The sequence below is a fragment of the Amycolatopsis sp. NPDC051045 genome, from assembly GCF_040682955.1.
Classification (GTDB): Bacteria; Actinomycetota; Actinomycetes; order Mycobacteriales; family Pseudonocardiaceae; genus Amycolatopsis.
Window position 1 is genome coordinate 146431 of record NZ_JBFBCC010000012.1, and the last position, 24133, is coordinate 170563.

The 24133-nt window shown below is 71.1% G+C and carries 27 protein-coding genes; 5 read left to right on the top strand and 22 right to left on the bottom strand.

Annotated features, from left to right (window positions below; translation table 11 throughout):
- Positions 1-19: 19 nt before the first annotated feature.
- From pyrH to rpsB, 3 genes are all read right to left on the bottom strand, one after another.
- Positions 20-763 (bottom strand): UMP kinase, encoded by a 744-nt coding sequence (gene pyrH, locus AB0M80_RS26675; RefSeq protein ID WP_364570226.1) that lies wholly within the window; start codon positions 761-763, stop codon positions 20-22.
- A gap of 116 nt (positions 764-879) precedes the next feature.
- Positions 880-1695 (bottom strand): translation elongation factor Ts, encoded by an 816-nt coding sequence (gene tsf / locus AB0M80_RS26680; protein ID WP_364570229.1) that lies wholly within the window; start codon positions 1693-1695, stop codon positions 880-882.
- A gap of 96 nt (positions 1696-1791) precedes the next feature.
- The gene (gene rpsB, locus AB0M80_RS26685; RefSeq protein WP_364570232.1) at positions 1792-2682 is read right to left on the bottom strand and encodes a 30S ribosomal protein S2; all 891 of its coding nucleotides are present in this window, start codon (positions 2680-2682) and stop codon (positions 1792-1794) included.
- A gap of 643 nt (positions 2683-3325) precedes the next feature.
- Between rpsB and AB0M80_RS26690 the strand changes: the two genes are divergently transcribed.
- On the top strand, positions 3326-3811 hold the full coding sequence (locus tag AB0M80_RS26690; protein ID WP_364570598.1) for a M23 family metallopeptidase: 486 nt from the start codon (positions 3326-3328) through the stop codon (positions 3809-3811).
- Here the strand turns inward: AB0M80_RS26690 and AB0M80_RS26695 are convergent, their stop codons facing one another.
- The 17 genes from AB0M80_RS26695 to ffh form a co-directional block, all read right to left on the bottom strand.
- Positions 3812-4660: a FliA/WhiG family RNA polymerase sigma factor gene (locus AB0M80_RS26695; protein ID WP_364570235.1), complete on the bottom strand. Its 849-nt coding sequence runs from the start codon at positions 4658-4660 to the stop codon at positions 3812-3814.
- A 109-nt stretch (positions 4661-4769) separates the two neighbouring features.
- A complete protein-coding gene (locus AB0M80_RS26700) occupies positions 4770-5750 on the bottom strand; it encodes a tyrosine recombinase XerC (protein WP_364570238.1) in 981 nt (326 codons plus the stop codon).
- 103 nt (positions 5751-5853) lie between these two features.
- On the bottom strand, positions 5854-6996 hold the full coding sequence (gene dprA / locus AB0M80_RS26705) for a DNA-processing protein DprA (protein ID WP_364570241.1): 1143 nt from the start codon (positions 6994-6996) through the stop codon (positions 5854-5856).
- Positions 6993-8504 carry a YifB family Mg chelatase-like AAA ATPase gene (locus tag AB0M80_RS26710; RefSeq protein WP_364570600.1) on the bottom strand — a complete coding sequence of 504 codons (1512 nt, stop codon included), beginning with the start codon at positions 8502-8504 and terminating at the stop codon, positions 6993-6995. The genes dprA and AB0M80_RS26710 overlap by 4 nt, the downstream gene beginning before the upstream one ends.
- Entirely contained in the window at positions 8504-8881 is a 378-nt protein-coding gene (locus tag AB0M80_RS26715) for a YraN family protein (protein ID WP_364570603.1), read from the bottom strand. The genes AB0M80_RS26710 and AB0M80_RS26715 overlap by 1 nt, the downstream gene beginning before the upstream one ends.
- Positions 8882-9156: 275 nt before the next feature.
- Positions 9157-9480, bottom strand: coding sequence for a DUF2469 domain-containing protein (locus AB0M80_RS26720; protein ID WP_003096226.1), 324 nt, complete (start codon positions 9478-9480; stop codon positions 9157-9159).
- Positions 9477-10319 carry a ribonuclease HII gene (locus tag AB0M80_RS26725; RefSeq protein ID WP_364570606.1) on the bottom strand — a complete coding sequence of 281 codons (843 nt, stop codon included), beginning with the start codon at positions 10317-10319 and terminating at the stop codon, positions 9477-9479. Before AB0M80_RS26725 ends, AB0M80_RS26720 begins: the two co-directional genes overlap by 4 nt.
- Positions 10320-10409: 90 nt before the next feature.
- The gene (lepB, locus tag AB0M80_RS26730; protein ID WP_364570244.1) at positions 10410-11348 is read right to left on the bottom strand and encodes a signal peptidase I; all 939 of its coding nucleotides are present in this window, start codon (positions 11346-11348) and stop codon (positions 10410-10412) included.
- Positions 11349-11379: 31 nt separating this feature from the next.
- Complete coding sequence (rplS, locus tag AB0M80_RS26735) at positions 11380-11748, bottom strand: 50S ribosomal protein L19 (protein WP_285989249.1); 369 nt, start codon at positions 11746-11748, stop codon at positions 11380-11382.
- A gap of 153 nt (positions 11749-11901) precedes the next feature.
- Positions 11902-12648, bottom strand: a complete 747-nt coding sequence (gene trmD, locus AB0M80_RS26740; protein WP_364570247.1) for a tRNA (guanosine(37)-N1)-methyltransferase TrmD — start codon at positions 12646-12648, stop codon at positions 11902-11904.
- 92 nt (positions 12649-12740) lie between these two features.
- On the bottom strand, positions 12741-13253 hold the full coding sequence (gene rimM / locus AB0M80_RS26745; RefSeq protein WP_364570250.1) for a ribosome maturation factor RimM: 513 nt from the start codon (positions 13251-13253) through the stop codon (positions 12741-12743).
- A gap of 22 nt (positions 13254-13275) precedes the next feature.
- Positions 13276-13515 carry an RNA-binding protein gene (locus tag AB0M80_RS26750; protein WP_003103110.1) on the bottom strand — a complete coding sequence of 80 codons (240 nt, stop codon included), beginning with the start codon at positions 13513-13515 and terminating at the stop codon, positions 13276-13278.
- Entirely contained in the window at positions 13512-13955 is a 444-nt protein-coding gene (rpsP, locus tag AB0M80_RS26755) for a 30S ribosomal protein S16 (RefSeq protein ID WP_043780385.1), read from the bottom strand. The genes AB0M80_RS26750 and rpsP overlap by 4 nt, the downstream gene beginning before the upstream one ends.
- A gap of 172 nt (positions 13956-14127) precedes the next feature.
- Complete coding sequence (locus AB0M80_RS26760) at positions 14128-14931, bottom strand: type II CAAX endopeptidase family protein (protein WP_364570253.1); 804 nt, start codon at positions 14929-14931, stop codon at positions 14128-14130.
- A gap of 192 nt (positions 14932-15123) precedes the next feature.
- Positions 15124-15849 (bottom strand): type II CAAX endopeptidase family protein, encoded by a 726-nt coding sequence (locus AB0M80_RS26765; protein ID WP_364570255.1) that lies wholly within the window; start codon positions 15847-15849, stop codon positions 15124-15126.
- A gap of 46 nt (positions 15850-15895) precedes the next feature.
- On the bottom strand, positions 15896-16972 hold the full coding sequence (locus AB0M80_RS26770; RefSeq protein WP_364570258.1) for an amidohydrolase family protein: 1077 nt from the start codon (positions 16970-16972) through the stop codon (positions 15896-15898).
- Positions 16969-18510, bottom strand: coding sequence for a signal recognition particle protein (gene ffh, locus AB0M80_RS26775; RefSeq protein ID WP_364570261.1), 1542 nt, complete (start codon positions 18508-18510; stop codon positions 16969-16971). Before ffh ends, AB0M80_RS26770 begins: the two co-directional genes overlap by 4 nt.
- A gap of 196 nt (positions 18511-18706) precedes the next feature.
- Here ffh and AB0M80_RS26780 point away from each other — a divergent pair, with 196 nt between their 5' ends.
- Both AB0M80_RS26780 and AB0M80_RS26785 read left to right on the top strand, forming a co-directional pair.
- The gene (locus AB0M80_RS26780; RefSeq protein ID WP_364570264.1) at positions 18707-20485 is read left to right on the top strand and encodes an ABC transporter ATP-binding protein; all 1779 of its coding nucleotides are present in this window, start codon (positions 18707-18709) and stop codon (positions 20483-20485) included.
- A gap of 9 nt (positions 20486-20494) precedes the next feature.
- Entirely contained in the window at positions 20495-20974 is a 480-nt protein-coding gene (locus AB0M80_RS26785) for a MarR family transcriptional regulator (protein WP_364570267.1), read from the top strand.
- 274 nt (positions 20975-21248) lie between these two features.
- Here AB0M80_RS26785 and AB0M80_RS26790 read toward each other — a convergent pair whose 3' ends face one another.
- Together AB0M80_RS26790 and AB0M80_RS26795 are read right to left on the bottom strand one after the other, a co-directional pair.
- Entirely contained in the window at positions 21249-22130 is an 882-nt protein-coding gene (locus AB0M80_RS26790; RefSeq protein ID WP_364570270.1) for a Ku protein, read from the bottom strand.
- Positions 22131-22183: 53 nt separating this feature from the next.
- Positions 22184-22546 carry a hypothetical protein gene (locus tag AB0M80_RS26795; protein ID WP_364570273.1) on the bottom strand — a complete coding sequence of 121 codons (363 nt, stop codon included), beginning with the start codon at positions 22544-22546 and terminating at the stop codon, positions 22184-22186.
- Positions 22547-22666: 120 nt separating this feature from the next.
- Here AB0M80_RS26795 and AB0M80_RS26800 point away from each other — a divergent pair, with 120 nt between their 5' ends.
- Both AB0M80_RS26800 and AB0M80_RS26805 read left to right on the top strand, forming a co-directional pair.
- Complete coding sequence (locus tag AB0M80_RS26800; RefSeq protein ID WP_364570276.1) at positions 22667-23314, top strand: TetR/AcrR family transcriptional regulator; 648 nt, start codon at positions 22667-22669, stop codon at positions 23312-23314.
- Positions 23278-24030 (top strand): glucose 1-dehydrogenase, encoded by a 753-nt coding sequence (locus tag AB0M80_RS26805; protein WP_364570279.1) that lies wholly within the window; start codon positions 23278-23280, stop codon positions 24028-24030. The genes AB0M80_RS26800 and AB0M80_RS26805 overlap by 37 nt, the downstream gene beginning before the upstream one ends.
- Positions 24031-24133: the final 103 nt, after the last annotated feature.

Sequence of the window (24133 nt, forward strand, 5' to 3'; positions counted from 1 at the left end):
CTGGCTGATCCCAGCAGGTCTAGGCCGGTACCCCGTCGGCGGGGGTGCTGACCAACGTGCCGATTCTTTCACCACTCACCGCGCGGGCGATGTTCCCCTCGGTGAGCAGGTTGAACACGATGATCGGCATGTTGTTGTCCATGCAGAGGCTGAACGCCGTCGCGTCGGCGACCTTGAGGTCCCGCTCCAGCACCTCGCGGTGGGTGATCTCGCGGAACATCTCGGCGGTGGGGTCGGCCTTCGGGTCCGCGGTGTAGACGCCGTCGACGGCCTTCGCCATCAGCACGGCTTCGCAGCCCAGCTCGAGCGCCCGCTGCGCCGCCGCGGTGTCGGTGGAGAAGTACGGCATGCCGACCCCGGCGCCGAAGATCACGACGCGGCCCTTCTCCAGGTGCCGCTCGGCGCGCCGCGGGATGTAGGGCTCGGCGACCTGCCCCATCGTGATGGCGGTCTGCACGCGGGTGGGCAGGCCTTCCTTCTCCAGGAAGTCCTGCAGCGCCAGGCAGTTCATCACGGTGCCCAGCATCGCCATGTAGTCGGCGCGGTCGCGGTCCATGCCGCGCAGCGACAGCTCCGCGCCGCGGAAGTAGTTGCCGCCGCCGATCACGACCGCGACCTGGACGCCGGTGCGGGCGACGTCGGCGATCTGCTGCGCGACCGAGTGGACGACGTCCGGATCGACGCCGATCGAACCACCGCCGAACATCTCGCCGCCCAGTTTCAGCAGCACCCGCCGGTAGCCACCTTCGACCCGGTCACCCATCTATGTCGCCTCCTACGCCCCTCGACCGTGTTTTCTTCTCTGGACCCGCCAGTGCCCCGCCCCCGATGGACGGAGACGGGGCACTGTGGGTGTGAAACCTACGCCCTGGCCTGATGTCAGGCCTGGCCGACCTCGAAGCGCGCGAACTTGGTCAGCGTCACGCCGGCCTCGTCGAGCAGGGCCTTGACGGTCTTCTTGTTGTCCTTGACCGACGGCTGCTCGAGCAGGACGTTGTCCTTGTAGTAGGCGTTGACCTTGCCCTCGATGATCTTCGACATGGCCTGCTCCGGCTTGCCTTCCTCGCGGGCGGTCTGCTCGGCGATGCGGCGCTCGTTCTCGACGATCTCGGCCGGCACCTCGTCGCGGGTCAGGTACTTCGCGCGCAGCGCGGCGACCTGCATGGCGGCACCACGGGCGGCCTCGGCGTCGTCACCGGTGAACTCGACGAGCACGCCGACGGCCGGCGGCAGGTCCGAGCCACGGCGGTGCAGGTAGGTCGCGGTCTGGCCCTCGAAGGCCACGACGCGGCGCAGCTCGAGCTTCTCGCCGATGCGGGCCGACAGCTCCTGGACGACCTCGTTGACGGTCTTGCCGTCGAGCTCGGCACCCTTGAGCGCCTCGACGTCGGAGGTCTTGAGGGTCTTCGCGACCTCGACGATCTTCGCGGCGAGCGCCTGGAAGTCGGCGTTCTTCGCGACGAAGTCGGTCTCGGAGTCCAGCTCGATCAGGACGCCGCCCTCGCCGGTGACCAGGCCCTCGGCGGTGGCGCGCTCGGCGCGCTTGCCGACGTCCTTGGCGCCCTTGATGCGCAGGAACTCGACGGCCTTGTCGAAGTCGCCGCCGTTCTCCTCCAGCGCCTTCTTGCAGTCCATCATGCCGGCGCCGGTCATCTCGCGCAGGCGCTTCACGTCAGCGGCGGTGTAGTTCGCCATTGTGGTGGATCCGTCCTTTTCAGGTACGTGAAAACTTGAGGGGAGCTACGCCCGTGCGGCCGGCCCCGGGGGCGCGGCCGCACGGGCGGTGGAGCATCAGGAGGAGGCGGTCGCCTGCTCGGTGGCGGCCTCGGCCGGGGCCACCTCGGCCGGGGCGGCCTCGACAGCAGCGGCGGCTTCGGTCGCGTCGGCGGCGGCGGTCTCGGAACCGGCCAGCAGCTCCTTCTCCCACTCGGCCAGCGGCTCGTCCGCGGCGACACCCGGCTCCGGCTTCGCGTCGGCCGAAGCACCGTTGCGGCTGGAGCGCTGCATCAGGCCGGCGGCCGCGGCCTCGGCGACGACCTTGGTCAGCAGCGCGGCCGACCGGATGGCGTCGTCGTTGCCCGGGATCGGGTAGTCGACCTCGTCCGGGTCGCAGTTGGTGTCCAGGATCGCGACGACCGGGATGTTCAGCTTCCGAGCCTCGCCGACGGCGATGTGCTCCTTCTTCGTGTCGACGATCCACACCGCGCTCGGCACCTTCGCCATGTCGCGGATACCGCCGAGGGTCTTCTCGAGCTTGTCCTTCTCGCGGGTCAGCGTCAGGATCTCGCGCTTGGTGAGACCTTCGAAGCCGCCGGTCTGCTCCCGCGACTCGAGCTCCTTGAGGCGGAGAAGACGCTTGTGCACGGTCTGGAAGTTGGTCAGCATGCCGCCGAGCCAGCGCTGGTTGACGTAGGGCATGCCCACGCGCGCGGCCTCGTTGGCGATGGCTTCCTGAGCCTGCTTCTTCGTGCCGACGAACATGATGGTGCCGCCGTGCGCGACGGTTTCCTTGATGAACTCGTACGCACGGTCGATGTAGGTCAGCGTCTGCTGCAGGTCGATGATGTAGATGCCGTTGCGCTCGGTGAAGATGTAGCGCTTCATCTTCGGGTTCCACCGGCGGGTCTGGTGCCCGAAGTGCACGCCGCTGTCGAGCAGCTGCTTCATGGTGACGACGGCCATTGCCGGAATCACACCTCTTCTGTGTCGTGCGCGCTCGCGGGGCTCCCGCGGACGCGCTGATCGGTTTGTCGCTCGCGGCCGGGTGGCCGCTCGCCCTGGTGCCCGTGCCGGCATCCGGACCCCGGGGAGTGAGGAACCCAGGGACCGCCGGACCCCGTGCGACTCGCCCGGCCGCTTCCGGACCGGGGGACGCGCACGTGCACGCGAAGTCAGCCCGCTGAAGCGGACCGCGGAAAAGATTCTACCCCCTGCCACCAGCCGCTCCCCCACCGGCGGCCGGTCGCCGGCGGAGTTGTCCACATCCGGTTCGGTTATCCACAGATTCGGCTTCGGCCCCCCACGGAGCAGCGGGGTACCGCAGGCTGGAGCCATGGAGTCGATCAAGCGTTTCGGACGGTGGGTGCCGGGGTGGTTCCCGGGCGTGGTTGCCCTGGTCATGGGGGTTTTCGGAGGTGTGTTCGCGAGTGGGGCCGCGGGTGCCGGGGTCGTGGCGGCGACGGCTTCGGGAGGTGGGGCTTCGGCGTCGGCTGCGCTGGGGACACCCGCCAAGCCCTGGGCACGATGGCTCGCCACCACCACGGGTCCGTCGTCCGCTTCCGCTGCGGTCCTGCAGGCGTCGGCCGTGCCGTGGGCGACCGCGCTGATGATCACCCCGGCGTGGCCGGCCTCGGTGGCGGCCGAACCCGGCGCGAGTGGTTTCCGCGCCGGGCGGCTCTCTTGGCCTTTGTCACCCGTTCCGGTGGTTACGAAGTACTTCGACGCTCCCGAAACGCCTTACGGCGCCGGGCATCGCGGGGTCGACCTGGCCGCGGTGCCCGGGCAGGACGTGCTGGCCGCGGATGCGGGCGTCGTCGTGTTCGCCGGGTCCGTGGGCGGGCGGCCCGTGCTCTCCGTCGACCACGACGGTGGCCTGCGGACGACCTACGAACCCGTCGTGCCGGAAGTGGCCGTGGGCGAACAGGTCTACCGGGGCCAGGTGCTCGGCAGCGTCCTCGCCGGGCACCCCGGCTGCTCGGTGGCGGCGTGCCTGCACTGGGGCGTGCGGCGCGGCGAGGCGTACGTCGACCCCCTCGCCCTGACCGGCGAGGTGGGCGAATACCGGCTCAAGCCGTGGGGAGGTGGTCGGTGATCAGGTGCCGGTCTGCTCGACCAGCTTGGCGCGCAGCCGCATGACCGCCCGCGTGTGCAGCTGGCTCACCCGTGACTCGGTGACCCCGAGGACCTTGCCGATCTCGGCGAGGGTCAGGCTCTCGAAGTAGTAGAGGCTGACCACGATCTTGTCGCGCTCGGTGAGCTGCGCGATCGCCTGGGCGAGCTGGCGGCGGTTGTCCTGGTCGACGAGCACCGCGACCGGGTCGACGGCGTCGTCGTCGGGCAGCGTGTCGACCAGCGAGCCGCTGTCCTTGCCCGCGGCGACCAGGTCCTCCAGCGCGACGACGCTGGTGAGCTGCAGCTGGCCGTAGAAGTCGCGCAGGTCGTCGAGGCCGATGCCGAGCTCGGCGGCGAGTTCCGCGTCGGTCGGCGTGCGGTGCAGGCGGGCACCGAGACGCTCCATCGCGCGCTCGGCCTCCTTCGCCTTGCTGCGGACCGCGCGCGGCACCCAGTCCTGCGAACGGAGGTCGTCGAGGATCGCGCCGCGGATGCGCTGCATCGCGTAGGTCTCGAAGCGGAGGCCGCGCTCGGGGTCGAACTTCTCGATGGCGTCGACGAGCCCGAAGATGCCCGACTGCACGAGGTCACCCACGTCGATGTGGGTGGGCAGCCCGGTGCCGACCCGGCCGGCGACGTACTTGACGAGCGGGGCGTAGTGCAGCACGAGCCGATCGCGCGACGCCTGGTCCGGGCTGTCGGCGAACTGCTGCCACAGAGCCGCGATCCCGGCGTCGACGTCGTGGCCGGCCCGGGTCTCCTCGGGCGCGACAGCCTCACCGTGAGTGGTCACTCCGGCGGCTTCGGTCACGTGCGGGCCTGCGGTCATCGCACCGTCGTTCTCGGCATGCGGCTCAGTGTGGTCTCCGTGCTCGTGCGGATGCGCGTGCGCCGCCGGGCCTGCTGGTGACGATCCCGGCGAGCCGCCCCCGGCCGCCTCAGGCCCTGGGGTGCGCTCGGTCATGGATCGCTTTCAACCGGTCGACGGTCACATGAGTGTAGAGCTGCGTCGTGGCGAGCGTAGCGTGACCAAGCAGTTCCTGAACGCTCCTGAGATCGGCACCGCCTTCGAGCAGATGCGTCGCGGCCGAATGCCGCAGGCCGTGGGGCCCCATGTCGACTGTTCCGGGCACCGCCGTGACGGCGTCGTGCACGACGCGCCGCACCGCCCGCGGGTCCACGCGTTTGCCCCGGACACCCAGGAAAAGCGCGGGCTCGGCGCTCTCACCACCGGTTTCGGCGACGATCTTCGGCCGGCCCTCGTCGATCCAGTCCGCGAGCGCCGCCGCCGCCGGGACCCCGAAGGGAACGACGCGTTCCTTGCCGCCCTTGCCCAGCACCGTCACGACACGACGGGAGAAATCGGCCTCGCCGACGTCCAGCCCGCACAACTCGGACACGCGGATGCCGGTGGCGTAGAGCAGCTCGACGATCGCGCGATCACGCAGTGCGATCGGATCGCGTTGCGCCGCGCCGGCCGCCGACGCCTGCATGACCTCCCCCGCCTGCGCGGCGCGCAGCACCCCGGGGAGGGTGCGGTGCGCTCGCGGGGAGGCGAGCCTGCCGCCGGGGTCGGTGGTCAGGACGCCGGTGCGGTGCGCCCAGACCGTGAACGTCCGCGCCGAGGCGGCCCGCCGGGCCAGCGTCGTCCGGCTCGCCCCACCGGACTGCTGCGCGGCGAGCCACGCCCGCAGCCGGGCGAGGTCCAGTTCCGCGAGCCCACCGCCGCCGTCCACGACGAAGCCCAAGAGCGAGACCGCATCGCCGACGTACGCCCGGACGGTGTGCGCGGAGAGGCCGCGTTCGAGCCCGAGGTGCCGTTCGTAGGCGGTGACGACGGCCCGCACCGGCTCGGGCAACGCGGCCCGCAGCGCGCGCAGATCGGGACGGCGGGCCCGGCCGGAACGTGGTGGCGGCATGGATGTCACGCTCCGCGAACAACCGCTCCCGGTCAAGGATCGCCACGCGGCCCCACCGAACCGGCCGAACGCCGTCGACGATTTCGCCCGGATTTCGCGGTGATCACGCGCTTTCCTTCCGCCGTCGCCAGCCGGCTTCCCCGCGAACGGCGAATCCGTCGATCTCCAGTTCCGGCAGCAGCGCCCGCACGCGCCGCAGCGGGAGGCCCGATTCGGCCGCGATCTCGGCGTCGGACCGGTCGGCGCGCACGGCCAGTGCCTCGAAAGCGCGCAATGCCTCGGGCCCCAGCCGGTCGGTGCGCCGTTTCGGCCGGCCCGGGACGGTGGCCTCGGCGAGACCGAAGCGTCCGACGGTCTCGAGGACCTCGTCGACGGTCGAGACCAGCGTCGCCCGGGCGTCGCGGATGAGTTCGTGACAGCCGACGGACATCCCGGAGGACACGGGTCCGGGCAGGGCCATCACCACTTTGCCGAGGGCGCCGGCGGTGCTCGCGGTGTTGCGGGCACCGCTGCGCCGTCCCGCTTCGACCACCAGGGTGCCCTCGGTGAGGGCGGCGATGAGCCGGTTGCGGACGAGGAAGCGGTGCCGCGCCGGCGGCGTGCCGGGTGGGTACTCGCTGACGACCGCACCGCCGGAGCGGACGATCCGGTTCAGCAGGCCGACGTGCCCCGCCGGATACCCGGCATCGACGGCACACCCCAGCACGGCGACGGTCACCCCCTCCGCGGCAAGCGCACCTCGGTGCGCCGCCCCGTCGATGCCGTAGGCGGCGCCGGAGAACACCGGCACACCCCGGCCGGCCAGCCCGTAGGCGAACTCGGCGGCGTGGTGTTCGCCGTAGTCGGTCGCGGCCCGAGCCCCGACGACGGCCACAGCCCGATCAGCGGCGGCGCCGAGCGCAACCTCACCGGCGACCCACAAGGCCACCGGCGGCACGGCTTCGGCCACCCCACGCCGAGCGGCCTGGTCAAGGGCGAGCAGCGGCCAGCCCGGCCACTCGTCGTCCTCGGGAACGACCAGCCGAGCACCTGCCGCGGCGGCTCGCGTGAAGTCCTGGCCGACGAGGTCGTAGCCCCGTCGCGCTTCGGTCGCCTTCAGCACTTCGGCGGGACAATCGCCACGCCGAACCCGCGCAGCTGCCTCGATCGGCCCGCACTCGGCAACGAAGCCGACCACGGCGGCCGCCGGCGGCTCGGCCACCCGCAGCAGGTAGGCACGAGCCTGCCGCAGTTCGTCGGCGCTCATGCGGCCACCCGCTCCCGGAAGGCCAGCGCCGAACCGATCTGGTCCGCGCCTGGGCGGGACTCGCCGTCCAGGTCGGCCAGGGTCCAGGCGATGCGCAGGCAACGATCGGCGCCGCGGCCGCTCAGGGCGCCGCGGTCCATGGCCCGGTCGAGCAGAACCGTAGCCGCGGCGGGCAGCGCGAACTGGCGACGCAGCGCTGGCCCGGGTACTTCCGAGTTGGATAACCAGCCGTGCTCACGCCATCGGCACCTCGCGCGTTCGCGAGCCTGGAGCACCCGCGCGCGAACAGCTTCCGACGACTCTGCCGCCCCGGTGTCGTGTGCGTTGAACGCGCTCAGCGGACGCAGGCGGACCCGCAGGTCGACGCGGTCGAGGAGGGGACCGGAAAGGCGGGCGAAATAGCGACGGCGAGCGCTTGGTGTGCACACACAGTCCGTGTCTTTCGGTGGCGCGCAGGCGCACGGATTGGTGGCCAGCACGAGCTGGAACCGCGCCGGGTAGGTGATCGCACCCTTGACGCGGGCGATGCGGACCTCGCCTTCTTCGAGCACTGTCCGCAACGACTCGAGGCACTGCCCACCGAATTCGCAGACCTCGTCGAGGAACAGCACGCCGCGGTGAGCCCGGCTGATCGCTCCAGGTGCCGCGATCCCGCTGCCGCCGCCGATCAGCGCCGCAATGGAGATCGAATAGTGCGGGGCGACGAACGGCGGGACCGTGACCAGCGGCGACGACTTCGACAGCGAACCGTCGACCGAGTGCACCGCGGTGACTTCCAGGGACTCCTCCGGCGAAAGCCGCGGCAGCAGACCGGGCAGCCGTTTCGCCAGCATCGTCTTGCCCACGCCCGGTGGTCCGGTGAGCAGCAGGTGGTGTCCGCCTGCCGCCGCGACCTCCAGAGCCCACCGCCCTTCCGGCTGACCGACGACATCCGCCAGATCCGGCACCTCCGGCGACGCTGTGGCGCCGGGTGGTCCCGGATGCGCCAACTCGAGCTCGCCCTTCAGCCAGGCCACCAGGTCACGCAAGTGAGAAGCGCCCACGACCTCGATGCCGTCCACCAAGCCCGCCTCCGCGAGGGAGTCCACGGGCACCACGGCTCCTCCATAACCGGCGGTGCGGGCCGCCAGGAGACCCGGCAGGATGCCTCGGACCCCGCGGATGCGGCCGTCCAAGGCGAGTTCGCCCAGCAGCACGGTGCCGAGCAGCCGTGTCGCCGGAACTGCGCCCGAGGCCGCGAGGACAGCCGCCGCGATACCGAGGTCGTAGGCGGAACCGACTTTCGGCAGATTCGCGGGCGACAGGCCGAGCGTGATCTTGCCGTCCGGCCAAGGCTGCCCGGAGTTGCGGACGGCCGAGCGAACCCGGTCTTTCGCCTCGCGCAGCCCGGCGTCGGGAAGCCCGACGAGCGTGACGCGGCTCAACCCGCCACCGAGATCTGCCTCGATCTCGATCACTCGGCCGTCGATGCCCAGGAGTGCGGCCGACCATGACTTCGCGATGGGCATCAGAACGCCGCCTCGATGTGCTGCAGCCGCGGGCGGGTGCCTGGTTCGGCGAGGATCGTCACGACGTCGTAGCGCACGGCGCACCAGCCGATGCGGAACTCGCGCAGCCAGCGTTGCGCGGCTCGGCGCACGCGCCCGGCCTTCTCCTCGCTGACCGTCTCGGACGGCAGTCCGAATTCCGTGCCGGAGCGGGTTTTGACCTCGCAGAAGATGACCCGGGTGCGGTCGGTGCAGATCAGGTCGATCTCGCCCTCGCGGCACCGCCAGTTGCGGCTGAGCAGGACCAAGCCGCGGTCCTGCAGGTACCGGGCCGCCAGATCCTCGCCCCAGGTGCCGAAGTCGCGCCGGTGTCTTGCGAGCTGGTCGGTGCCCGTCATCGTGTTCGCCCCCTCGCCGCCCGCACCGGTCACCGGGGCGGTCCCGGCGATCACGGTGCGTGTGCGATTCACGTTGCCAGGGTGCATCGTGAAGAGGCCAGCCCCGGATCGCTCGGCTGTGGACAACCCGGGGGATGTGGACAACTTGCCCACACCGAGTCACGTCAAGCCTGAACTTGTCGGCCCGTTCTGCTATGGCGACAGGTGACGGCAGGGCGGCTGAAACCGACGAAACCGCGCCACGGATGGCGCGGTTTCGTCGATCGACCGAAATCTCAGCCCGAGAACGGGCCGTCCTCGGGGAGGCGGAGGTCGGGTTTGTCGAGCTCCTCCACGTTGACGTCCTTGAACGTGATGACCCGGACGTGCTTGACGAAGCGGGCCGGGCGGTACATGTCCCAGACCCACGCGTCGGACATGCGGACCTCGAAGTACACCTCGCCGCCGCCGTCGCGGACCTGGACGTCCACCGCGTTCGCCAGGTAGAACCGCCGCTCGGTCTCCACCACGTACGAGAACTGTCCGACGATGTCGCGGTACTCGCGGTACAGCGAGAGCTCCATCTCGGTCTCGTACTTCTCGAGATCCTCTGCGCTCATGAAATCCGCGCCCCTCCTCGGGATCGTGCCGCTGCTCCGCCGGCGGAGCGTTCATTGTGACCCACACCCGCGGCCGGGGCATGCAGCGGCAGGCTGAGTTGTGGCTCTAATGCCTCGTCGAGGACCGCGGCCAGGCCGGCCGTGCCGGGCGTCTCCATGGCCTTTTCCAGCGCCGCGTAGGTCAGCAGGACCGGCCGCGCCGGACGCAGGCCGTGCTTGACGGCCACCGTGGCCACGTTCGTGTACGACCAGCGGTGGACGTCGCTCGGCCCGTGTTCGCGCAGCGCCGCCAGGTGATCGGACGTGCTGTAACCCTTGTGCACGTCGAAACCGTAGTGCGGGAGGTCTTCGTGGTAGCCCGCCATGATGCGGTCCCGCGTCACCTTCGCCAGCACCGACGCGGCCGCGATGCAGGCCACCGACCGGTCGCCCTTGATGACCGCGGTGTTCGGGGCGGTCAGGCCCGGGACCCGGAACCCGTCGGTGAGGATGTAGCCCGGGGACACGCGGAGCGCCGCCGCGGCGCGGCGCATGCCCTCCAGGTTCATCACCCGGATGCCGTAGAGGTCGACCTCTTCGGTCGGGACGACGATCACCGAGTAGTCGACGGCCCGGGCGAGGACCAGGTCGTAGACCCGGTCGCGCGCCTTGGCCGTCATCAGCTTGGAGTCCGTCAGCTCGGCCAGCTTCGCCGCGTCGCCCTGCTTGAGCACGCAGGCCGCGACCACCAGCGGCCCCGCGCACGCGCCGGCGCCGGCTTCGTCCACACCGGCGACCGGGCCGAGGCCACGGCGGTCGAGCGCGCCTTGGAGACCCCAGAAGAGGTCGCCGCGCACCACGGCTCGCGGTGGCCGGATCGGCTCGGCCGCCGTCAGGGGAACGGGAAGTGTCAAGGCTGGATCACCCGTCTGCCGGCAAGGATCGCGTGGCTAGGGTTTCCGCCCGGCCGCCCGGCGCAGTCCGGACTTGAGCTTGCGCCCGAGGAACAACGCCGGCCACGCCGCCGCGATCCCGGCACCGAGCGGAAGCCCGCTCTGCCAGGCCGGCGCCCCCAGGGCAACCGGCTGCGTCGACGCCTGCGGGTTGTGGTCGGTGATGCCGCCCCACCGGCCCGGCGGCAGGACGATGATCCGCGCCTTGCCGATGATGTTGTCCACCGGGACCGCGCCGTTCACGCCGCCGCCGCCCTGGTACCGGGAGTCGTCGGAGTTGTTGCGGTTGTCGCCCTGCACCCAGACCATCCCGGCCGGAACCTTGACCGGTTCGAAGGTCTTCTGCTCCTGGTTCGACGGGTCTTCCCAGTGGATGTACGGCTCGTCGAGCGCCTTGCCGTCCACGATCATGCGGCCCTGCGGGTCGCAGCACTGGACGGTCTGGCCGCCGACGGCGATAACCCGCTTGACGAAGTCGCGCTCGTCCGGCGGGGCGAACCCGACCAGCGAGCCGAGGCCACGCAGGCCACGGACGACGATGTTGCTCGACTCCTGCGGCGGGACTTCGTTGTTGATCCACGACTGCGGGCCCTTGAACACGATCACGTCGCCCGGGGAGGGCTCGGTGAAGTCGTAGGTGACCCGGTCGACCAGGATCCGGTCACCGGTGCACCCGGGGCACCCGTGGAGGGTGGCCTCCATGGAGCCCGAAGGGATCATGAAGACCTTCGCCAGGAATGTCTGGATCAAGATCGTGAGCACCAGGGCGATCACGAGCAGGATCGGCAGTTCCTTCCAGAACGACCGTTTCTTGGCGGGTTTGGCCCGCCGCCGGCGGGATCCCCCGCGCTCCTCGGAGCGGGACAGCCTGGGCTTGTCCTCCTCGGAGCGATCGGGGTCATCCTCAGGAGCGTTCTGGGACACGGGTTCGGCCACGTCGTCAGGCTACCGGTAACCGCGTTGCCGCTTACTTGGCCGAGGCCGTCTCGCGGTTCTCGCGGCGCTCCTTGATCTTGGCCTTCTTGCCGCGCAGGTCGCGCAGGTAGTACAGCTTCGCGCGCCGCACGTCACCGCGCTTGTGGACCTCGACCTCGGCGATGTTCGGCGAGTGCACCGGGAAGGTGCGCTCCACGCCGACACCGAAGGAGACCTTGCGAACGGTGAAGGTCTCCCGGATGCCGCCGCCCTGACGGCGGATCACGACGCCCTGGAAGACCTGGTTGCGCTCGCGGTTGCCCTCGATGACGCGGACGTGCACCTTGAGCGTGTCGCCCGGGCGGAAGTCCGGGATGTCGGAACGCAGCGACTGCTTGTCCAGCGCGTCCAGGGTGTTCATCGGTGGTCCGTCCTCGTCTTCGTATGGCTTGCGTACAGATCCCGGGCGCGCAGCGGTGCCGCTGCAGGCGACCAGGGGGCTGTTGGTGGGCTTGACTCGTGCCCACGGCACCGGTCAAGTTTACAGACCGGGATCGGGCGGCCGGAACCGGCCCTACGCCTGTTCGGGGCCCAAGCCCTCCAGGACCCCGCGATCGTGCTTGTCGAGGCTGCCTTCCGGCAGCTGCGCCAGGAGATCGGGGCGGCGCCGGGCGGTTCGCTCCAGGGCCTGGTCACGCCGCCAGCGGTCGATCAGCGCGTGGTTGCCGGACCGCAGCACCTCCGGCACCGCCAGGTCCCGCCACACCTCCGGGCGCGTGTAGCTGGGCCCTTCGAGCAGGCCGTCGGAGAACGAGTCCTCGGCGGCCGAACGCACGTTGCCCAGCACCCCGGGCAGCAACCGGACGACGGCCTCGACGATGACCAGCACCGCCGCCTCGCCGCCGACCAGCACGTAGTCGCCGATCGACACCTCGTCGACCGGCATCCGGCGGGCCGCGTCGTCGACGACCCGCTGGTCGATGCCCTCGTACCGGCCGCAGGCGAACACCAGGTGCTTCTCCGACGCGTAGGCGTGCGCCAGCTCCTGGGTGAACGGCCGCCCGGCCGGCGTCGGCACGACCAGCCGCGTCCCGGGACCGCAGACGTCGTCCAGGGCCGGGCCCCAGATCTGCGGCTTCATGACCATGCCGGGACCGCCGCCGTACGGCGCGTCGTCCACCGCGCGGTGGACGTCGTGGGTCCAGTCGCGCAGGTCGTGCACGCCGACCTCGATCAGGCCGCGGTCGATCGCCCGGCCCAGCAGCGCGGCGCGCAGCGGGTCGAGGTACTCGGGGAAGATCGTGACGACGTCGATCCGCATCTCAGAACCTTATTCTGGTTAGGTCGGCGCCACGAACCGCAGCGCGCCTGCCCGCGGCGACTCTCGCGCCGGCCGACGGCTGAATAAGGTTCTCAGGCGTCCAGGAGCCCTTCCGGCGGGTCGAGGACGACCCGGCCGCCCGCGACGTCCACGGTGGGGACGATCGCGCGGACGAAGGGCACGAGCACCTCGCGGCCGTCGACGTCGAGCTCCAGGAGCTCACCCGCCGCCGAGTGGACGACCTCGACGACCTTGCCCACGACCGATCCGTCGGCGAGCTCGGCGCGCAGGCCGGCCAGCTCGTGGTCGTAGAACTCGTCGGGGTCCTCGGTGGGGGGCAGCGTGTCGGTGTCGGCGAGCAGGAGGGCGCCCCGCAGCGTCTCGGCGACGTCGCGGGTCGGGACCTCCTCGAAACGCACCAGCAGCCGCCCGCTGTGTTCGCGGGCGGCTGTGATGGTGAGTTCCCTCCGGCTGCCGTCACGCAGCTTCGTCGTGACGGCCGCACCGATCCTGAACCGCTCTTCCGGCGAGTCCGTGCGCACGTCCACCGCGAGTTCTCCGCGGATGCCGTGCGCCTTCGCGATGCGGCCGACTACGACGTCCATACCTGACCGTTCCGACCCGGGCTCAGCGGTCGGTGTCGACGACGTCCACGCGGACGCCGCGGCCACCGATGCCGCCCATGACGGTGCGCAGGGCGGTCGCGGTGCGACCACCCCGGCCGATCACCTTGCCGAGGTCATCGGGGTGCACGTGCACCTCGAGCGTGCGGCCACGACGCGTGGTCAGCAGCTCGACCCGGACCTCGTCCGGGTTGTCGACGATCCCGCGCACCAGGTGCTCGAGGGAGTCCGCGAGGAAACTCACTCGGACTTCTCGCCCTCAGCGGCCTCCGCCTTCTCGGCCTCGGCCTTCTTCGGGGCGGACTTCTTCTTCGGCGTGGTGGCCTCGGTGGAGGGCTCCTCGCCGGCCGCGGCCAGGGCGGCGTTGAACAGGTCCTGCTTGGACGGCTTCGGCTCGGCCACCTTCAGGGTGCCCTCGGCGCCCGGCAGACCCTTGAACTTCTGCCAGTCACCGGTGATCTCCAGCAGGCGCTGGACCGGCTCGGTCGGCTGCGCGCCGACACCCAGCCAGTACTGGGCGCGCTCGGAGACGACCTCGATCAGGCTCGGCTCTTCCTTCGGGTGGTACTTGCCGATCGTCTCGATGGCCTTGCCGTCCCGGCGGGTCCGCGCGTCGGCAACGATGATGCGGTAGTACGGCGCACGGATCTTGCCGAGGCGCTGCAGCTTGATCTTGACGGCCACGGGTGTGGGTTCTCCTCGAATCTCTCTGGTGCTGGGCTGGGCGCACGCGGGGCCGAGTGGGGACACGGACGCGGGCACCCGAAGGTCAGGAGCTTTCGCACGGTGAGAGGGTCCGGCGGAAGCAGGCAGTGCACCATTCTGCCAGACGGCGTCGGCGCACCCGGAAACAGGCTCAGAAAGAGGCCACCCCGAGGGCTCCGAGCAGGATGGTCAGCGCCGGGAGGAAGTTGTTGACCTGGTGCGCGACGATACTACCCGGCAGGCGGCCGGTGACCAGCCGCGCCAAGCCGATTGGCACCGCGATGACCAGCAGCAACGTCGTCCGCAGCGGTTCGAGGTGGCTGGCCGCGAACACCGCCGTGGACAGCAGGAACGCCGCGACGCGACCCCAGCGCTCGTTGCGCCACTGCAGCTGTTCCGCGGCGCCCCAGAGCAGGCCGCGGTAGATGATCTCCTCGCAGATCGGGCCGAGCAGCCAGAGGTAGACGAACATCACCAAGGCCGCCGGAATCGCCATCCGGCGGTCCTCCACCAGCGCGCTGATCGCCGACGTCGCGTTGGCGTTGCCGACCAGCCGGGTCCAGAGGTAGGCGCCGAGGGTGGTGAACACGAGCCCGACGCAGCCGTACCGGAACCCGGTCTTCACGTCGGCCCAGCGCCACTCGAGCCGCAGGTCGATCACGGGACCGTTGCCGCGCACGAACGTGATCAGCACGGCGACGCCGGCCGCGATCATCGTCGGCAGCATGGTGCCGAGCAGCACGACGCGCATCGGCAGGGGGCCAGGGCCGGTGTCGCCGACCAGGACGGACACGAAGGCCGCGGACGCCAGCAGCACCACCTCGACGAGCAGGAAGGCACCGAAACCCCACCGGTGCCGCGGCGCGGGCGGCAGGAAGGCGGTCGCGGCGGGCTCCTCCGGCTCGGGGAACGGCGTGGCGTCGGGAGCCGGGTCCCGGGGCTGGGAAGTGGTCACGCCTTGCCCTCCGCGTCGCTCGGCTCCTGCGTCGAGCCTAGCCGCCGGAATGTGATCGCACAGTATCCGTCCAGCTACTGTCCATCGACGAGGCTTGTCCAACCGTCGGCCGCCGCCTGGCTCTTGCGCTGATCAGCGGTGTGCGGACAGGGTGCCGCGGCGTGACCGGAATAAGCCTCACTTCGCGGAGTTTCAGTGCGCGACGAACAGGAGCACCGCGGGCGGGATGTTGTTGGCCGCGTGGGCGATCACCCCGGCGCTGACCCGGCCGGACAGGTGGCGGGCCAGTCCCATCGCGATGCCCTGGCCGAACAGGGCGATGGTGCGGGTCGGCTCGCCGTGCAGCTGGGCGAACACGAGCGAGGTGAGCACGAGCACCGCCCACGGCGGGACCCGGTGGAACGACAACGCGTTCCACAGCGTGCCGCGGACCAGCAGTTCCTCCGTGAGCGGCGCGCCGGCGATGACGATCACCGCCGCGAGCACCAGCCACACCGTGTCGCCGTCGAAGGTGTCGGCGAGGTCGGTCAGCGGGCTGTCGGAGCCGTCGTCGGCGCCGTAGACCGCGATCAGCATCAGGTTGAGCAGGTAGCCGACGACCAGCGCGAGCACCCCGCACGCGAGGCCGATCCGGACGTCGCGCCAGGTCGGCTTGAGGCCGAAGTCGGTGCGCAGCCCGTGCCCCCAGAGCCACGAGCCCGTCGCCGGGCCGAGGCCGAGCAACAGGTTGGGCACGAACGCCAGGAGCAGGAGCGGACCGATGTCGCGCAGCTCCAAGGGGTCGAACTCGCCGACGTTGCGGTTGACCGCCGCGGCGATGACCAGGTTGGTCAGGTAGTAGCCGGCGATCCCCGCGAAGAACGCCACGAAACACCAGTGCGCCCCCAGCACGCGCCGTGCGCCGTCGTCGTCCGTCACGGGCCCAACGCTAAAGTGCCCACCCCGCAAGGAAATCGGCGGGGGTCTACGCGTACACGACACCGCCGAGCACGATGTGCGAAGGATGCCGGAGGACGCCCAGGTCCTCGCGCGGGTCGCTCGCGTAGACGAGCAGGTCGGCGGGCGCGCCGTCCTCGATGCCCGGGTGGCCGAGCCAGTCGCGGGCGGCCCAGGACGCACTCGCGAGGGCCTGCTCGCGAGTCATGCCCGCGCGGTGCAGGGCCTCGATCTCGTCGACGAGCCTGCCGTGCTCCACCATGCCACCGGCGTCGCTGCCCGCGAAGACGCGTACGCCGGCTTCGATGGCGGAAGCGGCCATCTGGCCCACGCCGGCGTGCAACGCGCGCATGTGGGCCGCGTAGGCCGGGTACTTGCCCGCCTTGTCCGCGATCCCGGGGAAGTTCTCGATGTTGATCAACGTCGGGACCAGGGCGACGTCGTGGCGCGCCAGCTCGGCCAGCTGATCGGCGCTCAGGCCGGTGCCGTGCTCCAGGCAGTCGATGCCGGACGCGATCAGCCCAGGCAGCGCCGCTTCGCCGAACACGTGCGCGGTGACGCGGGCGCCGTGGTCGTGCGCGACCTTGACGGCTTCGGCCAGGACGTCGTCCGGCCACAACGGCGCGAGGTCGCCGGCGCCGCGGTCGATCCAGTCGCCCACCAGCTTGACCCAGCCGTCGCCGTCACGCGCCTGCTCGGCGACCGCCTCCGGCAGCTGCGCCGGGTCGTCCAGCTCGATGCCCAGGCCCGGGATGTACCGCTTGACCAGTGCGAGGTGCCGCCCGGCACGGATGATCGTGGGCAGGTCGGGCCGCCGCTGCAGCGGGCGGACGTCGATCGGCAGGCCGCAGTCGCGGATGAGCAGCGTGCCCGCGTCCCGGTCCGCCAGCGCCTGCTCGGTCGCTTCTTCCAGCGACACGGGCCCGCCGACGCCGATGCCCGGGTGGCAGTGCGCGTCGACCAGGCCGGGCACGAGGAAGACGTCCCGGCCGAGGGTCTCGGCGTCCGGCACCGGCTCGAACGAGATCCGGCCGCCGGTGATCCACAGCTCCCCCGGCTCGCCGCCGGGCAGGATCACCCCGGCGGCGTGCAGTGCGCGGCTCAATTGTCCTTGGGGTTCTTCGGCAGCTTGAACTTCGTCGGGTCGAAGCCCGGGACGTCGTTCATGCCACCCAGCTGCGACAGGTCGGGCATCCCGCCGCCAGGCACCTGACCACCGGGCGGCAGCATCGGCATGCCGCCGGGGAAGCCGCCGCGGACCTTGGGCTGCGTCGGGCCGCGGCCCTTCTTGCCCTTCTTGCCCTTGCGCGTTTTGGAGCCGCCGCCCCCGCCGCCGAAGCCGAACCGGCCGGCCATCTGGGCCATCATCTTGCGGGCCTCGAAGAACCGGTTGACCAGGTCGTTGACCTCGCGGACGGTGACACCGGAGCCGTTGGCGATGCGCAGCCGCCGCGACCCGTTGATCATCTTCGGGTTGTCGCGCTCGGCCGGGGTCATGCCGCGGATGATCGCCTGCAGCTTGTCCAGGTGCTTGTCGTCGACCTGGGCGAGCTGGTCCTTCATCTGGCCGGCGCCGGGCAGCATGCCGAGCAGGTTGCCGATCGGGCCCATCTTGCGGACCGCGAGCATCTGCTCGAGGAAGTCCTCCAGGGTGAGCTGGCCGCTCGACAGCTTCTCGGCGGCCTTCTCGGCCTGGTTCTGGTCGAAGGCCTGCTCGGCCTGCTCGATCAGGGTCAGCACGTCACCCATGCCGAGGATCCGCGACGCCATCCGGTCCGGGTGGAAGGTGTCGAAGTCCTCGAGCTTCTCGCCGTTGGAGGCGAAGAGGATCGGCTGGCCGGTGACCTCGCGGACGCTCAGCGCGGCACCACCGCGGGCGTCGCCGTCGAGCTTGGTCAGCACGACGCCGGTGAACCCGACGCCGTCGCGGAACGCCTCGGCCGTGGTCACGGCGTCCTGGCCGATCATCGCGTCGACGACGAACAGGACCTCGTCCGGGTCGACCGCGTCACGGATGTCCGCGGCCTGCTTCATCAGCTCTTCGTCGACACCGAGGCGGCCCGCGGTGTCCACCACGACGACGTCGTGCTGCGCGCGCTTGGCCTCGGCGATGGCGCGGCGGGCGACGTCGACCGGGTCGCCGACGCCGTTGCCGGGTTCGGGCGCGAAGGTGACGACCCCGGCGCGCTCGCCGACGACCTGCAGCTGCGTGACCGCGTTCGGGCGCTGGAGGTCGCAGGCGACCAGCATCGGCGCGTGGCCCTGCTTCTTCAGCCACATCGCGAGCTTGCCGGCGAGCGTCGTCTTACCGGCACCCTGCAGACCCGCCAGCATGATCACGGTGGGCGGAGTCTTGGCCAGGGTCAGCCGGCGCGTCTCGCCGCCGAGGATCCCGACGAGCTCCTCGTTGACGATCTTGACGACCTGCTGCGCGGGGTTGAGCGCCTGGGAGACCTCGGCGCCCTTCGCCCGCTCCTTGATCCTCGCGATGAAGGTCTTGACCACGCCGAGGGCGACGTCGGCCTCCAGCAGCGCGATGCGGATTTCGCGCGCGGTGGCGTCGATGTCGGCGTCGGACAGCCTGCCCTTGCGCGTGAGCGTCTGCAGGGCGGCGGTGAGCCGATCGGAGAGGGTGTCGAACACGGGTGTGCACGCTCCAGCTGGGTCGATGGTGGCGCGCCGGACGAGGCCGGCTCTGTCGAGGGTAGTCGCTCCGGCTCGGTCCCTCTGCGGGTACGCAGGCAATAGTAAGCATAAGTTGACTGGTGTCGAGCTCCACTTTCGTGTGATGTCACGAAAATCAGTGGCGCACCCACCGAATTTTAGTAAACATAGGTGCATGACCTCCGCCCCCGTCCTCCGCGAGCCGGCCAGCGACGCCGACGAGCCCGTGCCGCTGCGGCGGATCGCCGGGCTGTTCCGCCCGCACCGCGGGCCGCTCGGCGCGCTGTTCGCGCTGATCGTCGTGCAGGCCGGCCTCGGCGTCGTCTCGCCGTTCCTCCTGCGCGAGATCCTCGACGACGCCCTGCCGCACCGCGACACGCTCCTGATCAGCCTGCTGGCGGCGGGGATGATCGCCTGCTCGGTCGGCAGCGGCTCCCTCGGCGTCGCCACCACCGGGCTGTCCAACACCATCGGGCAGCGCGTCATGAACGAGCTGCGCGTCTCCGTCTACGGCCACCTGCAGCGGATGTCGCTCGGCTTCTTCACGCGGACGAAGAGCGGTGAAGTGCTCTCGCGGGTGTTCAACGACATCGGCGGGGTCGACAACGTGATCACCACGACCGCCGGGTCGATGGTGCAGAACGCGACCACGACGATCGCCATCGCCGTCGCGCTGGTCCTGCTCGACTGGCAGCTCGCGGCACTCTCCCTGGTCGTCGTGCCGCTGTTCCTGCTGTTCACGCTGCGGCTGGGCAAGAAGCGGCGACACCTGGCCCGCGGTCGCACGCGGCGGATGGCCCGGCTGGCGACCATGGTCGAGGAGTCCCTGTCGGTCACCGGGGTGCTGCTCGCCAAGACGATGGGCAACGAGCGGGCGATGCGGGAGCGGTTCGGGGCGGAGTCGCGGGAGATCGCGTCGCTGGAGCGGGCCGCCGCGCTGGCCGGCCGCTGGCAGACGGCGTCGCGGGCGATGAGCCTGACCGTGATCCCGGCGCTGGTCTACTGGATCGCCGGGCTGGCGCCGGCGGGCGGCGCGTCGCCGATCTCGCTCGGCACCGTCGTGGCGTTCACCAGCATGCTCAACCGGCTGGTCGCCCCGGCGAGCGCGATGCAGACCATCGGGCAGAACGTGGCGACGTCGAAGGCGCTGTTCGGCCGCATCTTCGAGGTCCTGGACCTGCCGGCGGAGATCGCGGACCGGCCCGGAGCAGGCGCACTCGAAGTGCGCCGCGGCGACGTCTCGATGCGTGGCGTCTCGTTCCGCTACGACGAAGACGGGCCGCCGACGCTGAAGGACATCGACCTCGACGTCCCGGCCGGGACCACGACGGCGCTGGTCGGCGCCACCGGCTCGGGCAAGACAACGCTCGCGTACCTGGTCGCGCGGCTGTACGAGGTGAGCGAAGGCGCGGTGGAGATCGACGGCGTCGACGTCCGGGACGTCACGCTCGCGTCGCTGGCCGCCGGGGTCGGGATGGTGTCGCAGGAGACCTACCTGTTCCACGACACCGTGCGGGAGAACCTGCGCTTCGCCCAGCCCGACGCGACGGACGACGAGATCGAGCGGGCGGCGAAGGCCGCGCACATCCACGACACGCTGGCCGGGCTGCCCGAGGGGTACGACACGGTCGTCGGCCAGCGCGGCTACCGCTTCTCCGGCGGCGAGAAGCAGCGGATGGCGATCGCCCGGATCCTGCTGCGCAACCCGCCGGTGCTCATCCTCGACGAGGCGACCAGCGCGCTCGACACCCGCACCGAACGCTCGGTGCAGGCCGAGCTCGACCGGCTCGCCGCGGGCCGCACGACGCTGACGATCGCGCACCGGCTGTCCACTGTGGAGCACGCGGACCAGATCGCGGTGCTGCACGAAGGCCGGATCGTGGAACGCGGAACGCACGACGAGCTGCTGACGCGCGATGGGCGTTATGCCCGGCTGGTACGGGGGACCACCTAATGTGGGGCCATGCACACCGAACCGGCCCGGACTCTCGACGAGACCGCCTCGCGGATCACCGCGGACGCCGAGCTCGCCGAGCTGTCCAGGCGGGTGCGCGAAGGCGTCGGACGGCTGAACTGGCGGATGCGTGCCGAGGCGGACCAGGGCAGCCCGGGGCCGGCGGTGCTCGCGGTGCTGAGCCGGCTCTACCGGGCGGGCACGCAGACGCCGACCGAGCTGGCCGAGGCGGAACGGCTGCAACCGCAGTCGCTCACCCGGATCCTGGCGGCGCTCACCATCCGCGGGCTGATCGAGCGGGAGCCGGATCCCGACGACGGGCGCCGCTCGCGAATCAGCATCAACGCGGACGGTTTGGCCGTGCTGCGCGAGTACAGCGCCCAACGCGAACGCTGGCTGGCCGCGGCGCTCGAATCGACGCTGTCGCCGACCGAGCGTCAGCTGCTCCGGCTGGCCGCCGACCTGCTGCTCCGGGTCGCGGACGCCTGAAAGCTGCCGTGGAGACCCCTCGATCTCTCCACGGCAGCCTTCGGACACCCCCTTGCCCGCGCCGCCTCCCCGCGGTGCGGGACGAGCTCCGGAACGGGCCGCTCCTCCTCCGGCCCGCCCCGGAACCCTGGCGCCAGGACGGCTCACCTCCCCAGGGGCCGTCCGGACTTCCCCCCTCGCCAGCGATCCGGTATCCGCTGACAGAACGAAGTCTGCCGCGCCGGGGGCCGCCGGTTCAGTGTGAGAACCCTCAATTACCCATGGGTAGTAATACTCAGCCGGACGTCTTCGTGCCTCCACGGCTGCGGGTCGCGGCCCGCTTCGCCGTCGTACGCGCCTTCGCGGCCCTCGACGCGGCCGCCTTGGCCTTCGTGACGGCCGCGTTGCGCACGTCCTCCGCTTCGGCGGCGCTCTCCTGCAACGCCGCCAGCAGCCGGGTGACACCCTCGGCCTGTTCGGCAGCCGTCGGCTGGACGACCTCGGCGCCGTCGATCTTCGCCTGGACCAACGCGTGGAAGGCTTCGCGGTAACGGTCAGGGTACCGGCCGGGGTCGAACTCGCCGGTCAGCTCCTCGACCAGGTTCACCGCGCGCCGCAGCTCGCCGGGCCGGATGTCGACGTCGGCGTGCTGGAACGGGAAGTCGGGGCTGCGCACCTCGTCCGGCCACCGCATCGTTTCGAGCACGATGACCTGGTCGCGCACGCGCAGTGCGCCGAGCGTCTCGCGGCGGCGCAGCGCGACCGTGACCAGCGCGAGCCGGCCCGACTGCTGGAGCGCCTCGCTGAACAGCACGTACGGCTTCGTGCCCGCCGGCTCGGGTTCGAGGTAATAGCTCTTCGCGAACCAGAGGGAATCGACGTCGGCGAGCGGGGCGAAGCCGCGGATGGCGATCGTGCGGCCCGGCATCGGGAGCGACGCCAGCTCGTGGTCGGAGAGCAGGACGACGTCGCCGCCGGGAACGGGGTAGCCGCGAACCATCTCTTCGGGCGGCACCTCGGCGCCGTCGACTTCGCACACGCGCTTGACCCGGACGCGGCCCCCGTCGGGCTCGTGCACCTGGTGCAGCGGGATCTCCCGCTCCTCGGTGGCGCTGTACGCCCTCACCGGAATGGCGTAACTACCGAACCCGATCGTGCCCGTCCACACTGCGCGCATCCGTGCCACCTCCGCAGCTCCCAGGCTAGACAGCGGCCGCGGCGGATCGACAGCTACAAACGGGTGTCAGGCGCGACGGATTCGCTCACACATTCGAACGAGGACGTGACCTCGTCGAGCGCCTCCGCCGAACAGCGGGAGGCGATGGCGGCCGCACGGAGGACCTCGGTGACGATCTCGACGTCCAGCGGCGGGGCCGCGGCCAGCGCGTTCGAACCGCCTTCGACGCGGGCGGCGAGGCCGGCGAGCGCGTGGGAGATGGCCTCCTGGCCGGCGACCAGGTGGGCGACGACGTCGGTGAGTTCGGCCGTCGTGGCACCCGGGCCGCCGCAGCGCAGACCGGCGGCGAGCTCCTCGGCGCAGGAGCGCAGGTGGGTGGCGACGACGGTCGGCGGCAGCGTCAGCCGATCTTGCATCACTCACCCCTCGGGCCGGTCAGAGCAGCCATAGTGCCACCGCACGCGCCGTCACCGGACGCGACACACCGCCGTCCGCATATTTGACCGATCGTTCTCGATGCGGCTAGGGTTTCGATCATGTCCCGGGTCAAGGAGTTCGACGTCGACGAAGCGTGCGACGGCGCACTCACGCTCTTCCGGCGCCAGGGTTACGAGGCGACGTCGGTCAGCGACCTCGTCACGCACCTCGGGGTCGCCAAGGCCAGCCTGTACGCCACCTTCGGCACGAAGCACGACCTCTACGTGACGGCGTTGAAGCGCTACGCGGAACGGACCGACGCGCGGGTGATGGCCCAGTTGTCGGAGCCGGGCTCCGGCGTGGCCGCCGTGCGCCGGCTGTTCGACGGCTATGCGGCGGAAATCCTCGGCGACGAAACGAGAATGGGCTGCTTCGTCGTCAACGCGGCGATCGAGCTGCTCCCCCGCGACCCCGAAGTCGCCCGGCTGGTGGAACGCAGCTGGGACACCCTCGAGGTCGCCCTCACCATGGCACTGGAACGCGCCAGAGCCCAGGGCGAACTCCCCGGCGGCAGCGACCCGGCGACGCTGGCGCGGTTCCTGCTCACCGTGCTTCAAGGGCTGCGCGTCCTGGGCAAGGGCACCGATGCGGCGGGCCGCGTGGACGCGGCCGTCTCCCAGGCCATGCGCATCCTCATTCAAGAATCATCAGACCAGAAAGAAGGCACACGATGGGGGCACGTTTCGCAGGCAAGGTCGTCCTGGTGACGGGCGGCGGCTCGGGCATCGGGCGGGCGACGGCGCGGGCGTTCGCGGCCGAAGGCGCGACCGTGGTCGTCGCCGGGCGCGACGAGCAGCGGCTCGCGTCGGCGGTGGGGGAAATCGGCGGGGACGCGAGCGCGGTGACCGTCGACGTGACCGACTCCGCGGACGTGGCGCGGATGGTGGAGACGGTCGTCGCGCGGCACGGCGGGCTCGACGTCGCGTTCAACAACGCGGGCATCCTCGGGTCGCCGGCGGCGGCCGCGGACCTCGGCGAGGAGGACTTCGACGCGGTGCTCGGCACGAACGTCACCGGGACGTGGCTGTGCCTGAAGCACGAGGTCGCGCACATGCGGGCGCACGGCGGCGGGGCGATCGTCAACATGGCGTCGAACATCGGCGCGCACGGCAGGCTGCCGCGCATGGCGGCCTACGCGGCGTCGAAAGCCGCGGTGAGCGCGCTGACCAGGACGGCGGCGCGCGACCACATCGCCGATGGCGTCCGCATCAACGCGGTCAGCCCGGGTGCGACCGACACGGACATGTCCCGGCGCCCCGGCGAGACGGACGCCGACCGCGCCGCGCGGCTGAAAGACGCGATCCCGCTGGGCCGGGTGGGCGCCACCGCCGAGGTGGCCGCCGCGGTGCTGTGGCTGGCTTCGGACGAAGCCGCCTTCACCGTGGGGCACGACCTGGTGGTCGACGGCGGCGCGACCGCCTGAGCGGTCCCACCCGGACCCGCGGACGTTCACGACTCACGGTTACGCATGGTGACGTTCCCCTCTCCTGCTGGGTTACTGGGACGGACGAGGTGCGGGTGGGTTC

Excerpts from the sequence above, each read along its gene's own strand:
- AB0M80_RS26710 (WP_364570600.1), bottom strand. The coding sequence starts at position 8,504 with ATGCCCATCGCGAAGTCATGGTCGGCCGCACTCCTGGGCATCGACGGC.
- AB0M80_RS26800 (WP_364570276.1), top strand. The coding sequence starts at position 22,667 with ATGTCCCGGGTCAAGGAGTTCGACGTCGACGAAGCGTGCGACGGCGCA.
- AB0M80_RS26715 (WP_364570603.1), bottom strand. The coding sequence starts at position 8,881 with ATGACGGGCACCGACCAGCTCGCAAGACACCGGCGCGACTTCGGCACC.
- AB0M80_RS26700 (WP_364570238.1), bottom strand. The coding sequence starts at position 5,750 with ATGCCGCCACCACGTTCCGGCCGGGCCCGCCGTCCCGATCTGCGCGCG.
- rimM (WP_364570250.1), bottom strand. The coding sequence starts at position 13,253 with ATGGACGTCGTAGTCGGCCGCATCGCGAAGGCGCACGGCATCCGCGGA.
- tsf (WP_364570229.1), bottom strand. The coding sequence starts at position 1,695 with ATGGCGAACTACACCGCCGCTGACGTGAAGCGCCTGCGCGAGATGACC.
- rpsB (WP_364570232.1), bottom strand. The coding sequence starts at position 2,682 with ATGGCCGTCGTCACCATGAAGCAGCTGCTCGACAGCGGCGTGCACTTC.
- dprA (WP_364570241.1), bottom strand. The coding sequence starts at position 6,996 with ATGAGCGCCGACGAACTGCGGCAGGCTCGTGCCTACCTGCTGCGGGTG.
- AB0M80_RS26790 (WP_364570270.1), bottom strand. The coding sequence starts at position 22,130 with ATGCGCGCAGTGTGGACGGGCACGATCGGGTTCGGTAGTTACGCCATT.
- AB0M80_RS26785 (WP_364570267.1), top strand. The coding sequence starts at position 20,495 with ATGCACACCGAACCGGCCCGGACTCTCGACGAGACCGCCTCGCGGATC.
- AB0M80_RS26805 (WP_364570279.1), top strand. The coding sequence starts at position 23,278 with ATGGGGGCACGTTTCGCAGGCAAGGTCGTCCTGGTGACGGGCGGCGGC.
- trmD (WP_364570247.1), bottom strand. The coding sequence starts at position 12,648 with ATGCGGATCGACGTCGTCACGATCTTCCCCGAGTACCTCGACCCGCTG.
- rplS (WP_285989249.1), bottom strand. The coding sequence starts at position 11,748 with ATGAACACCCTGGACGCGCTGGACAAGCAGTCGCTGCGTTCCGACATC.
- pyrH (WP_364570226.1), bottom strand. The coding sequence starts at position 763 with ATGGGTGACCGGGTCGAAGGTGGCTACCGGCGGGTGCTGCTGAAACTG.
- AB0M80_RS26795 (WP_364570273.1), bottom strand. The coding sequence starts at position 22,546 with ATGCAAGATCGGCTGACGCTGCCGCCGACCGTCGTCGCCACCCACCTG.
- AB0M80_RS26720 (WP_003096226.1), bottom strand. The coding sequence starts at position 9,480 with ATGAGCGCAGAGGATCTCGAGAAGTACGAGACCGAGATGGAGCTCTCG.
- AB0M80_RS26695 (WP_364570235.1), bottom strand. The coding sequence starts at position 4,660 with ATGACCGCAGGCCCGCACGTGACCGAAGCCGCCGGAGTGACCACTCAC.
- AB0M80_RS26780 (WP_364570264.1), top strand. The coding sequence starts at position 18,707 with ATGACCTCCGCCCCCGTCCTCCGCGAGCCGGCCAGCGACGCCGACGAG.
- AB0M80_RS26690 (WP_364570598.1), top strand. The coding sequence starts at position 3,326 with ATGATCACCCCGGCGTGGCCGGCCTCGGTGGCGGCCGAACCCGGCGCG.